A 14,114-nucleotide genomic window follows, 5' to 3' on the forward strand; every position below is an offset into this window, starting at 1 on the left:
ACTTGTGGTGGACAGAGCCATGGAAGACCCCCCGTTTTGAATACGCGGTCAGCGATGACCCCTATAAGATACGGACCTACCGGTTTTCTTAACGAGAACCACAAAGTAAAGAATTGGTCAAGTACACTCGTTTGCTGAATCCAACATTCCGGTTTGCGTGATCACTCCATATCTTTCACTGCGAATGTTCACGAAATAAAGGGAGAAACGGACTTAAGCGGCAACTGTTGGCCCCGGGCTGGAGGAGTAAGAAAGCGCGGGAACATCACGTGAGGTCTTTTCTTCTTGTGGGGGGTACTCGGGTGGCGGCCGGAAGTGACAGGGAGACCGATTTGATGAAGGCACCACTGCGCACACTTCGCCTCGCCGCGGTCAACATCGACGGGGTTCTGCTCAATGACACGTTCAGCCCCGTCCTGCACCGTCTCGTGGTCGAGTGGGGCGGCACCTATACGGCCGAGCTCGAACGGCGAATGCTGTCGCAGCCGCAGAGTGCGGTGGCGCGCCTGCTGGTCGAGACGACCGGTGTGAACGCGACCGTGCAGGAGGTGATCCAGGCCTACTTCGCGGTCCGCGAGCGCTATCTGCGCGAGCATCCGGTGCGACTCCTGCCGGGGGCCCTTGCGTTGCTCGAACGGCTGGCGGCCCTGGGCCTCGACCTCGTGTGCTACGGCGGCCTCGAAGCAGACCACTTCCATCGCCATCTCGGTGCGGAGACCGCACGGTTCACCGCACCCGGGTACATCTGCACCAACGACTGCCGGCCCGGGATCCGGGAGATCGTCGAGGACTCCTTCTCCCTCCGCCACGACCAGGTGCTCTTCATCGACGACGCCGCGTCGTTCGCGGTCCGGGCGCGCGAGCTGGACGTGCCCTTCATCGGACACCCCAGCCACTACGAGAACAGCTTCCAGCCGGAACTGATGCGCGAGGCCGGCGCCCGGCACGTGGCCGGTTCGCTGGACGAGATCGACGAAGCACTGGTGCGCAGGCTCGACCAGGAGGCCGGGGACGGAACGGTATGGCGAAACGCCGGCCGGCCCGCCGCCCAGGAGGTGGGCAGATGAACAGCGCCGCAGCCCCGGCCCTTGAGGGGAAGGTCGTGATCGTCCACGGTGCCAGCAGCGGCATCGGGGCCGCCGCCGGGCGGGTGTTCGCCCGCCACGGCGCCGTCGTGGTGCTGACCGCGCGCCGGGAGGACCGGCTGCGCGAGCTGGTCGGCCGGCTGCGCGCCACGGGTGCGGAGGCGAGCCACCACGTGGTGGACGTGCGGGACGGGGAGGCCGTGCGGCGCGCGGTGGACAGCACCGTCCAGCGCTACGGGCGGCTGGACGGCGCCTTCAACAACGCGGGCGTCGGCCTGCCGAGAACCCCGATGCACCTCATCGAGGACGACGTGTACGAACGCGTCCTGTCGACGAACGTGACAGGCGTGTGGAACTGCATGCGCCACGAGATCGCGGCCATGCTCAAGGGCGGGGGCGGGGCGATCGTCAACACGAGCAGTGTCGGCGGGCTGGTGGCCTCCTCCACCGGGGCGCCCTACATCGCGTCGAAGCACGCGGTGCTCGGGCTGACCAAGGCGGCCGCGGTCGAGTACGCCCCGCACGGCATTCGCGTCAACGCGATCGCTCCGGGGCTGACCCGCTCCGAGATGATGGACGACTGGTTCGCGAGCTCGCCGGAAGTGGAGGAGAGGGCCTCCCGGTCCGCTCCGCAGGCGCGGGCGGCCGACCCGGAGGAAGTGGCGGAGACGGCGGCCTGGCTCTGCAGTGACCTGGCAAGTTTTGTCACGGGGGCCACGTTGCCGGTGGACGGAGGGCGTACCGCCTGGTGAGCCGGGACGGGTGGGGCGGGTCCGTCCCACAACTGCTGACGGGCCTTCGTGCCGGAGACGGGACCGGGTAAGGTAGTCACATTCGGTTTGTTAGTGATCGGAGCGGGGGCCATGGCGCAGCAGGAGCGTGCGATACGAACCCGCCGTGCTGTTATCGAGGCAGCCGCCGCGGTCTTCGCCGAACGGGGCTACGCGGCGGCCACCATGGCCGAGATCCTTCAGCGGGCCGGAATGACCAAGGGCGCCCTGTACTTCCACTTCGACTCCAAGGAAATGCTGGCGCGCGGAGTCATAGAGGCGCAGGTCGACCCCGCCCAGTGGGCTCCGCGCGAGTTGAAGCTGCAGGAGTGGATCGACGTCGGCATGACGCTGGCCGAGCGGATCCCCAGCGATGTCGTCCTGCTCGCGGGCATCCGGCTCTCGGCCGACATGCAGGGCCGGACCCGGTTCGGCAGCGCGTGGCCCACCTGGACCGGTCTGGTCGCCAAGCTGCTCACCGAGGCGAAGGAACAGGGAGAAGTGCTCCCGCACGTCGACCCGGAGGAGACCTCGCAGGCTTTCGTCGGTGCGTGGGTCGGTACACAGCTCGTGTCGGAGGCCGAGGCCCGCTGGGGGGACCTCAGCCAACGTGTCTCCGTGCTGTACAACCTCGTACTGCCCGCCATCGCCACGCCCGCGGCGCTGATGAGGCTGGACACCGCGCCGGACCGGGGCGCCCGGGTCCTCGCGGAGTTCCAGGACCCGGACGGCACACCGCTCACGTCCGCCGAGGCGTAGCAGGCACAGCAGGTATCTCCGTGGTCCGTGCGTCTGTCTGATGTCTGACGGCAGAAGTACGGACCATCGCCGTCTTTCTCCCCGCACTGGAGCCGTGCTGGATTCTTGCTGTCGTCGGCATCGTGAGGCTGTCGACGACAGCGAGGACGGGTGCGGCGGCACGGCGCCCGGAAGTCGCGGGACGACCGCGTTCACGTGCAGTCACTTCTTCTTTCGCTGACGGTGCTTGGCCGTCCCGGGGTGGCCGGCAGCAGCAAGAACCTCTAGAAACCAACCAGATATGCGGTTTGCTAGGGTGCTCTGAGCGAGGCACCGCTGTCCGCGGCGACCGGAGTGGGGACCCGGCGTGCCGCTCAGGGCGGAATGAGGAGGAACTCATGGTCAAGCAGGAGCGAGCGGCCCGTACTCGTCGTGCTCTCATCAACGCGGCCGCGGAGATCTTCGCGGACGACGGATACGCACTGGCCTCCCTTCCTGCGATCAGCAAACGGGCCGGAGTGAGCACCGGCGCCCTGCACTTCCACTTTCCGAGCAAGGACTCCTTGGCGCTCGCGGTGGAGAGCGACGCGGAGCTCGCCGTACGCACCATGCTCGAACAGTGCAGCGACTCGTCGGCCACCGCGCCGCAGTGCCTGGGGCGCGCCGTCACGCTGCTGCTCGACGCGGTCGGTTCGGACCCCGTGGTCCGGGGAGGCCTCCGGCTGGGCGGCGATCCGTCCCGCAAACGTGGCGGCGGTGTCATCGCCTGCTGGCACGAGTGGGTCCGCGATGTGCTCGTGCGGGCCAGGGAAGAGGGCGAGCTGTCGGAGCAGATCTCCCCGGAGTACGCGGCCGTCGCCATCGCGGCGGCCGTCGCCGGCGTCGCGTTGTTCGGCGGCATCTGCGCTCCGCCACAGCTGCCGCACGCGTACGTGGTCCAGTTCCGGGAATTCCTCCTGTCCTGGCCGGCCACGTCGATGTGGCAGGAACGGCCTCGGCAGGTCGGCGGGCCGGCCGAGGTGGTCGAGTCCGGTTGAAGGGTGCCGGGTCCTGCCCGGCTCAAGTCGTACTCCAGCAGGACACCGCACCCTTGGTCCGGTGATTCGGGCCGTTGAAGAGGGGGCCAGCACGCATGTCGTCGCAAGTGCACGTGGCCGAACACGCGATCTCTGTGGCAGCTCCTGTCGGCGTGGTCTACGGCCTCCTCGCGGACCCGCTCCGCTGGCCCGTGCTGTTCCCGTCGTACGTCCACGTCGAGCGCATCGACGGTGACGGTTTCCGTGAACTGCTGCACCTGTGGGACATGACGAGCGACGGACTGCGCGCCCTGCACGTACGCCGCCACCTGCACCCGCACACCAGGACCGTGGAGACCGAGCGGATCGAACCCCTGACGCAGCAGGTCACCGGGCGCGGCGTCTGGCGTGTGACGCCCGGTAGCGGCGGCGGCAGCGTGCTGACCCTGCGCAGGGAACTCGGGCCGTCCCCCTTCCCGGTGCCCTCTGCCGGGGCCGGGGAGGCGGCACAGGTGCTCGACACGGAGGTCAGGGCCCGGCTCGACGAGGTCAGGGCGGTGGCCGAGCGCTGGGAGCGGCTGGACGAACTACTGCTGGCCTTCTCTGACAGCGTCCACACCAACGGGCCGCCCGAGCTGGTCTACGACTTCCTCCAGCGCGTCGAGGACTGGCCCGACCTGGTTCCGCACATCGAGTGGACCGAGGTCAGCACGGACGCTCCGGGCGTGCAGGTCGTCGATATCGACAGCACCGCCTGGGACGGCGGCGACACCGTCACCTCGGGCGCCGTCCGGCTCTGCTTCCCGGCTGCCGGATACATCGTCCACAAGGACGTGGTGCCGCCCGAGATCCTCGCGGGGCACACCGTCCAGTGGTCCTTGCTGCCGGACAGTTCGGGACTCACCGCGGTCTGTACGCACTCCGTGATGCTCAGGGAAGAGGCTCTCGTCTCCTTCCTCGGCGCCGGAGCCACCCTCACCGACGCCCGTCACGAGGTGCGTACGGGGCTGGGACAGGCCAGTGCCGAGATCCTCGGGCTGGCCAAGTGGCATGCGGAGAGCGCCCTGCGCCGCGTGGGGTGACCACGCGGACCGGACGGACGAGGAGGACACGCCGATGGGCGTTAGCGGGCAGGGATCGCTCCTGCGGGACGAGCGGGCGGCCGCACCGGCCGTCGCGCCGCCCTTTCACGCGGCGGCGCCGCTGCCCCCCGCCGCGACGAGGCGTGCCCGGCGTCTTGAGGGGCTGCTGGGCGACCCGCGCGACCGGGCCAACCCGTACGGCCACCACGCACTGACGCTTCCCGGCGGGCTGCCCGCGCTCAGCGGCATCGCCGCGTCCGAGGTCCGGTCGGCCGGTGAGAGCGGGTACTTCGGCGGTGCCGAGGCACTGGTCGCCGCCCTGCGCCCGCTCTTCCGCCGGGACCTGGCCCTGGGCCACGCCACCGTCACCGGGGCCCTGTTCGCGGCCGACGGGCCGGACGGGCCGATGCCGGCCCGGACGGTGGAACTGGCCCGGCTGCTGGGGCCGGCCGCGCTGAGCGCCGCGGCCGGAACCGCGCTGCGCGCCGCGGTGCGGGCCGTCTCGGAGGGGGAGCGGAAGACGCCGGGGCTGTCACGCTGGCGCGCCTCGCTCGCCCGGAGTTTCGCCGACCTGGCCGCCTGCGAGAGCCTGACGGCCGTGGCGCTGCGGTCCCTGACCCGTTCGCCCGGTACGGGGCAGGCCCTGCGGGCCGCGGCGGGCTGCGTCGTACCCGGTCTGGCGGCCGAGATCCTGGACGAATCCGTACTCACGCTGGGCGAATGCGGTCACGAGCCCGGCAGCGCCGCGCTGCGGTGGTGCGCCAAGACGGCGGCCGAGGTGTCCTACGTACGCGAGACGATCGGCATGGCCAACTGCCGGGCCGAACTGATGCATGAGCTGCCGTCGTCAGCGGGCCCCGGCGGCGGCCGCGTGGCGGCGCGGCCCACCGCGGCGCGCGGGGACGCGGACTTCGACTGGGCGGCGGAGCTGCACGGTGTCCTGGACGCCGCGGCGGCCCACGGCTCCGGCGACGCGGACCGTCCGGTCCCCGGGCAGACCCGGGCGGCGCGGCGGCTGCTCGCCGAACGCCGGCTGCTGACCGGAGCGGACAGGTCCATGGCCCAGGCGGGCACGGCGGCGGCCGAGCGGTATGCCCAGCTCCTCACGGTCTGCGCGGTGCTGGGCGTCCACCGGGACGCCGCTCTGTACGGCGGCAGCCGCTTCCTCGCCTCCGGGGCGTGGTCGACGCTCGCGCTCACCCGCGCCGTCCAGCGCCTCGGCCTGCCGCCGGTCGGCCCGTTCGTCGAGGCGCAGGCGGCTGTCGAGGCGGAGCTGGACAGCCGGGACCGGCTGCGAGCCGACTGCGACCTGCACGCCACCAGGATTCTGTGGTGAGCGCCCTGGACGCCGCGGAGGTCACCGCGGCCGGCAGTGCGGCGCCGGTGTACGTATCCAGCCCCGACGGTCCGTGGGATTCGGTGCAGAGTCGTTTCTGCAGTGCGGGGCGCGTGATCGTGCACACCACATGGGGGGCGTGGGCGCCGGCGGCGCTGCTCGATCCCGAACTCCGTCAGACGCTGGGCCAGGACTGGCCCCGCTACCGGCAGTTCCCCGGAACCGGGCAGCGCCTGGGCTTCGCCGCCTCGCGCTACCTCATGAAGTACACCGTCGCCGCGGCCTTGGAGATCCCCGTCCAGACCATCGACTTCACCTTCCGGCCCGGTGGACGGCCCGGAGTACGCGGCTGGGACGAGCTCTCGCTGAGCCTGGCGCACACCGACGAACTGCTCCTGGTCGGCGTGAGCGGCACCGGCCCGATCGGCGTGGATGTCGAACGGGCCGACCGGCCCGTCCCCTTCGAGCTGATGGGCGAGGAGGTGTGCACCCCCGTCGAGGCCGAGCGGCTGAGGGCGATGCCCGAGGAGCGACAGCGTGCCGAACTGCTGCGGCTGTGGACCCTGAAGGAGGCGTACACCAAGGCGCTCGGCTACGGGCTGCGCCACAGCTTCTCCCGGGTTGGCTTCGAGGAGGGCGCCGACGGGCGCATCAGGCTGGCCGCGCCCGCACCGGACGCCGACGCCTGGGCCTTCGGCACCCACCTGGTTCAGGACCGGTACCTGGTCAGTGAGGCCCACCGCGGACCGCTGCCCGGCCCGGCGGCGGACCTGCCCGCGGCCGCCGGCGCCGCCGCCGTGGGGGACGAGGGCGCGCGGGACCGGGGATGAGCGGCGGACGTCCGAGCCCGGGCGGCGTCCTGTGCGTGACCCACACGGCGTCCGCCACGGCACCGGACGGCTCTCAGGTGCTCGAACTGCACGGGCCGCTGACACCGGTCGAGGCCGACCGGCTGGCGGCCCGGTTCGTCGAGCGCCATCGCGCCTTCTCCGTCCTGTTCGCCAGCCACACCGACAGCCGCCACACCCTGACGTTCATCCCGCGTGGCACCGCCCCGCCGGGCCCGGTGCCCCTCTCGTCCGAACTGCTCGCCGACGTACTGCTGCTGCCGGTGGGCGCGTGGACCGTGCCACTGACCGGCACCCAGCGCGCCCGGGTGCGGGCGGCCCTGCGCACCCCGGACGATCCCGGCCGCCACGTCGAGCAGGTGGCCCTGCACTGGACCGGCCCCCTGGACGCGCACCGCTTCGTGGCCGCCTGGCAGTCGGTGGCCGCCCGCGAATCGGTGCTGCGCAGCGCGTTCGACTGGGTGGCCACGCCCCGGCTGGTGCTGCACGACCACGCGCACATCGACATCGTCCACCGCTCCCGTGAGGCGGTCCCTTCCTGGGACGATCTGCTCGCGCACGACCGTGCCCAGGGCTTCGTGCTGAACCGCGCCGGACTGCTGAGGCTGACGCTGATCGAGGATGCCCCGTCCGGGGAGGGCGCGTCCGTACCCGGTACCCGCGTCCTGCTCACGTATCACCGGGCGCTCCTGGACGAGCGCGGCGTACACGTCCTGCTGCGCGCCTTCTACCGCGCGTATCTGGCGGGCGGGTCGCTGCCCGGCGGGGACCGGCGCCCCGATGTCCGCGACCACGCCCGCTGGCTGGCCGGGCAGTCCCCGGACGCCGCACGCGCCTACTGGACCCGCGCCGCCCCGCCCCCGGACGCAGCGGTGAGCCCCGGACAGCAGGGTGGCCCCACCCGGCAGAGCGGGGACGCCCAGGCGCGGCGCCGCCTTTCCCCGGCGCAGGTGCTGCGGCTGAGGGCCTGGGTGACCGCTCGGGGCGCCGGGGAGAGCAGCGCGCTGCACCTGGTGTGGGCGCTGCTGCTCCACCGGGCCATGGGGACCGGTGGCCGCCCGGGTCACGTCACCTTCGACGTACGGCTTTCGGGGCGGGACGTCGCGCTGCCGGGCGCCACCGACGTGCCGGGTCTGCTGGGCGGCTGCGCCCCGCTGACGGTGAACGTCGACCCGGTGGAGCCGCTGGAAACGCTGATATCCAGGCTGCGCGACGCCGCACTGGACATGGCCATCTATCCGTGGGTGAGCGACGAGCTGCTGAGCGAGTGGACCGGGCGCGGTGCGCGGCAGACGGGCACCATCATCGATTTCGACAGCAGGCCACCGATGATCCCGGCCGTGCGCGCGGAACTCGCGGCGCAGGGAGTCCGGGTCGACGTACCGCGCCTCGTCGGCGGTTCGGGCGCCTCGGTCACGCTCGTGGCGCGTCACGAGCCGGACGGCAGTCTCAGCCTGACCTCGCTCTACGACCGCGCGGTGCTGCGGGACGCGGATGCCGCGCTGCTGCTCTCGCAGTGTGTGCGGATGCTGCGTGCCCTGGCGGACTTCACCGACACGGGCACAACCGTCGCGCAACTGGTCCGGGTGCTGGACGGCCTGGGCGTGCCGCACGCGGCGGTGCGGCCGCCGGGGCGTCAGGGCGCCCGCCGGCCGTCCCTGACCGTGCTGAGGACCGGAGAACCGGGCGCGGACGTCATCTGCCTGGTCGCGCGGGAGGGCGTGGTGTCCGGCGCGTACGAGCGCTTCGCCCGCCGGCACGACGGCCCGGAACACATCGTCGAACTGAACTGCCAGGAAACCCCGCTCGCATTGCCGCCCGCGCTCGTGGAGGTGGTGCGCGGGGCCAGGCTGCTGCTGTGCGGCTGCGGACCGGGCGCGGTGACGGCGTACGAGATCGCGCGCACCGCCGCGGCCGGCCGGGACCCGGTCGTGGTGATGGCGGGCACGGGCAGTGCGGAGGCGAGTGCGGACGCGCTCGCGGTCGGCCTGCGCTCGGCGATGACGGGCAGGCTGACGGCGCGTGACGCGGACCTTCCGTCCCGCAAGCACGGCAACCCCTCGCAGTAGAAGGGGAGTAGCGCCGCCTTGCCCCCCTTTTTCTCCGAACAGGGGTCAGGGCGGTCGCAATTGACAAACCGCCTGTGCTGTTTTTTAATGTGAGTCTTGTGTACCAGGACAGAAGCCAAGGAGGCGAGCTGCGTGGACATGGATGCTCTGGGCGCGTTGGACGTGCGCGAGAACGGTGTGTCCATCACCCCGACCGCGCCCAAGCCGCGTCAGGTGCTCGCTCTGCTGGCCCTGCACGCGGACCAGGTGGTGCCCGTGTCGGTCCTCGTCGAGGAGTTGTGGGGAAGCACGCCGCCGCGCAGCGCCCGTACGACCCTACAGACATATGTGCTCCAGGTGCGAGACCTCATCGCCGTCGCTCTGCTGAAGGACCCCGCCGACGGCCCCGTCCGCACCCCCAAGGATGTGCTGGTGACCGCGCCCGGCGGATACATGCTCGTCAGCGGTGAAGGCGTCAGCGACGTCCGCCAGTTCGACCGGCTCGCCGGCCTCGGCTACCGGGCCATGGACGCCGGCGACTACCCCATGGCCGCCGAGACCCTGCGCCAGGCGCTGGACCTGTGGACCGGACTGCCGTTCTCCGGGGTGCAGGCGGGCGGGCAGCTGGGCATGGAGGTGAAGCGGCTGGAGGAGAGCCGGCTGTGCGCCCTCGACCAGCGCATCGACGCGGACCTGAGGCTGGGGCGGCACCGCGAACTGCTGGCCGAGCTGACGGTACTGGTGAGCCGCTACCGCACCCATGAGAACCTGCACGCCCAGTTCATGATCGCGCTCTACCGCTCCGGCCGCCGGGGCGAGGCGCTCGGGCTCTACCGGCGGCTGCGCACCACCCTCGTACAGGAACTGGGGCTTGAGCCGTCGGCCCGGCTCGCCCGGCTGCAGAAGTCGCTGCTGGCTTCTCCGGTCGCCGACGGACGCGCCACCGTCAACGACTCCGTGCTTCCGCTGGGGGGCGCGGGCGCGGTGCCGATCAGCTGACGCGGCTCGCTCCTCCCGCTTCCCATGGCTCATATCGCGCCATGCGGCGGGGCGGTCCCCTACCCCTCCGGTTCTGTTATTTCCACCAGAAAGACAGGCGGGAAATAGGGGTCGGGAGTGCGGGTAAACCCAAATGTTTGAGGTCCGCTACAGAGCCACTGGAGAAACGCACTCGGTGGAGCATGACCGGATAGCTTGCTCCACAGCGCAGTTTTGTGGCCACTAGAGGCCATTAAAAGCGGACGCTAACGGGGAGGGCGAAGTGAGGGTTCATCTTCTAGGTCCGTTGTCGGCCGAAATCAACGCTGGGTCGATCGTCCCTACGGCAAGCAAGCCCCGCCAGATTCTGGCTCTGCTTGCCCTTTATCCCAGTCGAGTGGTACCGGTCCCGACTCTGATGGAGGAGATCTGGGCATCGAACCCGCCACAGAGCGCACTCACCACTTTGCAGACGTATATACTCCAGCTGCGCCGCAGGCTCGGTACGGCGATGGGCCCGGACTCGCGCGAGGGCGTCAAGGATGTGCTGGCCACCCGGCACGGTGGCTACTTGCTGCAGATACCGGAATCACATATCGACGTCCGTATCTTTGAGAACCTCACGCGTGAAGGACAGACCGCTTTCGAGAGCGGCGACAATGCACTGGCGGCCGAGCGCTTTCGCTCGGCCCTCGACCTGTGGCGGGGTCAGGCCCTTGTCGACGTGCGGCTCGGCCCGGTCCTGGAGATCGAGGCCATGCGGCTGGAGGAGAGCCGCCTGGTGGCGGTGGAGCGTCGGATAGACGCGGACCTGAGAATGGGCCGGCACACCGAACTCATCGCTGAGCTCATGGAACTGACGGCACGTCATCCCCGGCACGAGAGCCTGCACTCTCAGGCCATGGTCGCCCTCTACAGATCCGGCCGGCAGAGTTCGGCGCTGGATGTGTACCGAAGAGTCCGCGGGCGGCTCATCGAGGAACTCGGTGTCGAACCGTCCCCTCAGCTGCAGCGGCTGCACCAGGCGATGCTGGCGGTCGATCCGCTGCTCGATGTGCTGTCGGGGCCGCGGCCGACGTCGACGTTCGATCTGTTCGCCGCCTGAGGCCGGACATCCTGAACCCGGGCCGTCGAGCCGGGGGAAGGAATGGACGGCCCGGGCCGGACAGCGCACCGGGCCGGAGTGCCCGGGCTCCGCTCCATCGTGGGCGACGGAAGTCGTGTCCGGCTGGAGCGGGAGCGGAACGAAACCGACCGGAAACGCGGCAGTCGGCTGTACCGGCGGTCTGCGGTTGTACCGGCGCTCGATCGGCACTCGACCCCCGTATGACACGGTCGGGAAGCGGTGCCCGCGGTGGTGCGCCGCAGGGACGGGAGGTCCTGGAATGGACGCGACACCACACGACTCCATGTGCGGAGCCCTGTCCCGGCTGCTGAGCACGCAGGCCGTCCAGGAGCGCAACAAGGCACTGGCCCGCGCCCTCCTCGCCGCCGGCCACCACCGGGCGCGCTACGAGTCGGTGGTCGCGGAGAACGACCGGGTGACCGCCCGCGTCACGCTCACGGACGGCCCCGTCGCACGCGGCCTGATCGCGGAGTTCCGCTTCGACGCGCAGGGCGAGGTCAGCGAGTACCGCGGCTTCCCGGTACCGGCCGGGCCGCGGTCCACCGCTGTCGCCGCCGTGTCGTCCCCGGCTGCCTGAACCGCGCACGGACCAGCACACAGCGGTGGTGTCCGGTCCGGCCGCAGCTGTCGCGTTTGGGCCAGCCGATGTCGTCATCGGACTCCTTCGGCCCGAACGCGGGCACCACGTGCTTCATCAGCGACTCCCTCACGAGGACATGCGCTCGGCAAGGCTGCTCGAAAGCCTGCCTCAAAATGCTCGGAATCCACTCGCGGTCTGCTCGGGCCCCACTCGCGCGACGATCGAGCGGTGCCGAAGGACCCCGTGAGCCCTGCCGGAGAGCGGGTTACGGGTCCTGGCAAACGTTTGCCCAGCTGTTGTCAGCGGTCGTACGCTCGTTGTCCGACCCGGGCCCCGGCACGCCGGTTCGTTTCCTGCGGCCCCTGTATGCGTCCCTGACCGCTGCTCTCCGAGGAATTGGCCCATGTTGCGACAGCCCGCGTTCGGAAGTCGGTTGAAGAAGCTCCGTCTGGCCCGCGGTCTGTCCCAGAGCGCGCTGGCCGGCGACGGCATGTCCACCGGTTACCTCTCCCGGCTGGAGTCAGGGGGGCGTCAGCCCACCGAACGCGCGGTGGCCCACCTCGCCGAGCGGCTCGGCCTGCAGCCGTCCGACTTCGAGGAGCCCTCCGCGGGTTCGCTCGCGCACGCGATCACCCTGGCCACCTCCGCCTTCGCTCCCACCGGCTCCGCCACCACCGCGGAGGGGCTGCGCGAGGCGTACGCGGCCGAGAGCCACGAGTCACCCGCACTGCGCTGGCAGGCGCTGTGGCTGCTGGCCCGCGCCCGCAGGCTGGAGGGCGATTTCGTCGGTGAGCGGGCCCACCTGGAGGAACTGGTCCGGCTGGGCGACGAGGTCGCGCTGCCCGAACTCCGGGTCCGCGGCCTGACCCGGCTGGCCCGCTGCCTGCGGTCCGTCGGTGAGATCCAGACCGCCCTCGCCATGGGCGAGGACGCCCACCGGCTGGCCTGCGAGGCCGACTTGGGCGTCGAGGACCGCGCCGGTGTGCTGCTCGCCCTGGCGTCCGTGGAGGCTGAGGCGGGCCGGCTTCCGGACGCGCGCGTCCACGCCGACGAGCTGACGGACCTGGTCGAGGGGCGCGCCGACACGCTGTGGGCGGAGGCACTGTGGACGGCGGCCGCCGTGCGGGTGCGCCAGGGCGATCACGCGGGCGCGCAGCACATCCTCGAACGGGCGCTGGCCGGGTTCTCCAGCGGGGAGGACCTGACGCTGTGGGTCAGGCTGCGGATCGCGGCCGGCCGGCTGTACCTGCAGAAGGTCCCGGCAGACCCGGCGGCGGCGGAACTGCGCATGGATGAGGCGGAGGCGGCTCTCGTCTACGTCGGCACGGAGAGCCTGGGGCAGGAACTTGCCGGGCTCAAGGCGGACCTGGCGTTCGTCACCGGCCGCTACGACGACGCCCGGGTGCTGCTCGCCGGACTGGCCAGGGACGAGCTGATGACGTACCGGGACCGGGTGCGCTTCGACATCCTGCGCTACCAGCTGCGCGTGTTCGAGGGCGACGAGAGCGGGGTCCAGGGGCTGCGCGCGCTGGCGGAAGAGGCGCAGCGCAGCGGGAACATCGACCTGGCCGCCGAGATCTGGCGGGTCCTGGCAGAGGCGCTGACTCAGCTGCATGTCTCGCCGGCCGTGCCGTCGCCCCGGCTGGCCCAGGAGCAGGACCACGCCTGACGGGTGCCTCTGCACGCCGTCAGCGGCGCTGGGGCTGGGTGCCGGGTGCGGGGCTTGATAAGCGGCCCTGCGCGACGCTTGATTCGGCGTCCGTGCGTGGGCTGACCGCGCGTTGGAGCCGCGAGGAGGACACCGTCGGCATCGACGGTGAGCCGCGGCGGCCGGCCGTTTCGCTGCACAGTCCCCGCCCGCTCGCCGGGACGGGCACGCATGCCCGCACGCGGCCCGTCTCCCGCCCGTCAGGCGGCGGCGTTGGGCCATCCGATGTTGCCGGCCGGGGCGTCGCCGCTCGGGGCGACCGGCCACCCGATGTTGCCCTCGGGGGAGGCCTGCGGGGTGGCGTCGCCCGGGGCGACCGGCCAGCCGATGTCGCCGGCGACGGTGTTGCCGGCCGGGGCGACCGGCCAGCCGATGTTGTCCGCGGCACTGACCCCCGCCGCGGTGAACAGGGCGCCGGTAAGAGCTGCGGTGACGACCAGACCCCGGGCGAGAACCTTCATGACTGACTCCTCTGTGTTCTGCCTGCGTTCGGCTGTGTTCGGCTTCTTGGCAAGAAGATTGACAAACTCCGCTTGGGTTCCGCTCGGGATGTGCTCGACGATCGCTTGAGCTTGGCAAACCGATGGCCGGAGAACCCCTCCATGACCCGGTGTCCCGTATCTCCTGCAGAGCATGTGACCTGCGAAAACAGCTGTCTCTCCGCCTAGGTGCGGCCGACGGCCCTCCGGTGCTCCTCTTGACGGGCAAGCTGCGGCAGGTCCATGCCGAGGCCCTGGACTAGAGCGTCACTGGAGCGTGGATTGCCAACTGCCCTTCCCTGTAGGCAATCTATTGCCAA

Annotated in this window: 13 protein-coding genes; 12 read left to right on the forward strand and 1 reads right to left on the reverse strand. The window is 71.0% G+C overall.

The window, feature by feature from the left end; genetic code table 11:
• Positions 1–335: 335 nt before the first annotated feature.
• From OG892_RS39095 to OG892_RS39150, 12 genes are all read left to right on the forward strand, one after another.
• On the forward strand, positions 336–1,067 hold the full coding sequence (locus OG892_RS39095) for a haloacid dehalogenase-like hydrolase (RefSeq protein ID WP_073737875.1): 732 nt from the start codon (positions 336–338) through the stop codon (positions 1,065–1,067).
• A complete protein-coding gene (locus OG892_RS39100; protein ID WP_311308190.1) occupies positions 1,064–1,837 on the forward strand; it encodes a glucose 1-dehydrogenase in 774 nt (257 codons plus the stop codon). Before OG892_RS39095 ends, OG892_RS39100 begins: the two co-directional genes overlap by 4 nt.
• A 111-nt stretch (positions 1,838–1,948) precedes the next feature.
• Positions 1,949–2,614: a ScbR family autoregulator-binding transcription factor gene (locus OG892_RS39105; RefSeq protein WP_073737922.1), complete on the forward strand. Its 666-nt coding sequence runs from the start codon at positions 1,949–1,951 to the stop codon at positions 2,612–2,614.
• 377 nt (positions 2,615–2,991) lie between these two features.
• Positions 2,992–3,630: a ScbR family autoregulator-binding transcription factor gene (locus OG892_RS39110; protein WP_311308188.1), complete on the forward strand. Its 639-nt coding sequence runs from the start codon at positions 2,992–2,994 to the stop codon at positions 3,628–3,630.
• 95 nt (positions 3,631–3,725) lie between these two features.
• Positions 3,726–4,691 (forward strand): SRPBCC family protein, encoded by a 966-nt coding sequence (locus tag OG892_RS39115; protein ID WP_073737872.1) that lies wholly within the window; start codon positions 3,726–3,728, stop codon positions 4,689–4,691.
• Positions 4,692–4,725: 34 nt separating this feature from the next.
• Positions 4,726–6,027, forward strand: coding sequence for a hypothetical protein (locus tag OG892_RS39120; protein ID WP_371631781.1), 1,302 nt, complete (start codon positions 4,726–4,728; stop codon positions 6,025–6,027).
• The gene (locus tag OG892_RS39125) at positions 6,024–6,857 is read left to right on the forward strand and encodes a 4'-phosphopantetheinyl transferase superfamily protein (protein WP_242436824.1); all 834 of its coding nucleotides are present in this window, start codon (positions 6,024–6,026) and stop codon (positions 6,855–6,857) included. Before OG892_RS39120 ends, OG892_RS39125 begins: the two co-directional genes overlap by 4 nt.
• Positions 6,854–8,944 (forward strand): condensation domain-containing protein, encoded by a 2,091-nt coding sequence (locus tag OG892_RS39130; RefSeq protein WP_371631782.1) that lies wholly within the window; start codon positions 6,854–6,856, stop codon positions 8,942–8,944. The genes OG892_RS39125 and OG892_RS39130 overlap by 4 nt, the downstream gene beginning before the upstream one ends.
• Before the next feature lie 132 nt (positions 8,945–9,076).
• On the forward strand, positions 9,077–9,922 hold the full coding sequence (locus OG892_RS39135) for an AfsR/SARP family transcriptional regulator (protein ID WP_073737869.1): 846 nt from the start codon (positions 9,077–9,079) through the stop codon (positions 9,920–9,922).
• Between the two features lie 262 nt (positions 9,923–10,184).
• Positions 10,185–11,006: an AfsR/SARP family transcriptional regulator gene (locus OG892_RS39140; protein ID WP_073737868.1), complete on the forward strand. Its 822-nt coding sequence runs from the start codon at positions 10,185–10,187 to the stop codon at positions 11,004–11,006.
• Positions 11,007–11,286: 280 nt separating this feature from the next.
• A complete protein-coding gene (locus OG892_RS39145; RefSeq protein ID WP_073737867.1) occupies positions 11,287–11,604 on the forward strand; it encodes a hypothetical protein in 318 nt (105 codons plus the stop codon).
• A gap of 406 nt (positions 11,605–12,010) precedes the next feature.
• Positions 12,011–13,276, forward strand: coding sequence for a helix-turn-helix domain-containing protein (locus OG892_RS39150; protein WP_371631783.1), 1,266 nt, complete (start codon positions 12,011–12,013; stop codon positions 13,274–13,276).
• Between the two features lie 239 nt (positions 13,277–13,515).
• Here OG892_RS39150 and OG892_RS39155 read toward each other — a convergent pair whose 3' ends face one another.
• Positions 13,516–13,776, reverse strand: coding sequence for a hypothetical protein (locus tag OG892_RS39155; protein WP_371631784.1), 261 nt, complete (start codon positions 13,774–13,776; stop codon positions 13,516–13,518).
• Between the last annotated feature and the right edge of the window lie 338 nt (positions 13,777–14,114).

Origin of the sequence: Streptomyces sp. NBC_00341, assembly GCF_041435055.1 — a bacterium.
GTDB lineage: Bacteria > Actinomycetota > Actinomycetes > Streptomycetales > Streptomycetaceae > Streptomyces.

What these genes read in the sequence shown, in the direction of transcription:
- OG892_RS39130 (WP_371631782.1), top strand. Translation starts at nt 6,854, where the DNA reads ATGAGCGGCGGACGTCCGAGCCCGGGCGGCGTCCTGTGCGTGACCCAC.
- OG892_RS39110 (WP_311308188.1), top strand. Translation starts at nt 2,992, where the DNA reads ATGGTCAAGCAGGAGCGAGCGGCCCGTACTCGTCGTGCTCTCATCAAC.
- OG892_RS39120 (WP_371631781.1), top strand. Translation starts at nt 4,726, where the DNA reads ATGGGCGTTAGCGGGCAGGGATCGCTCCTGCGGGACGAGCGGGCGGCC.
- OG892_RS39155 (WP_371631784.1), bottom strand. Translation starts at nt 13,776, where the DNA reads ATGAAGGTTCTCGCCCGGGGTCTGGTCGTCACCGCAGCTCTTACCGGC.
- OG892_RS39100 (WP_311308190.1), top strand. Translation starts at nt 1,064, where the DNA reads ATGAACAGCGCCGCAGCCCCGGCCCTTGAGGGGAAGGTCGTGATCGTC.
- OG892_RS39105 (WP_073737922.1), top strand. Translation starts at nt 1,949, where the DNA reads ATGGCGCAGCAGGAGCGTGCGATACGAACCCGCCGTGCTGTTATCGAG.
- OG892_RS39150 (WP_371631783.1), top strand. Translation starts at nt 12,011, where the DNA reads ATGTTGCGACAGCCCGCGTTCGGAAGTCGGTTGAAGAAGCTCCGTCTG.
- OG892_RS39095 (WP_073737875.1), top strand. Translation starts at nt 336, where the DNA reads ATGAAGGCACCACTGCGCACACTTCGCCTCGCCGCGGTCAACATCGAC.
- OG892_RS39145 (WP_073737867.1), top strand. Translation starts at nt 11,287, where the DNA reads ATGGACGCGACACCACACGACTCCATGTGCGGAGCCCTGTCCCGGCTG.
- OG892_RS39115 (WP_073737872.1), top strand. Translation starts at nt 3,726, where the DNA reads ATGTCGTCGCAAGTGCACGTGGCCGAACACGCGATCTCTGTGGCAGCT.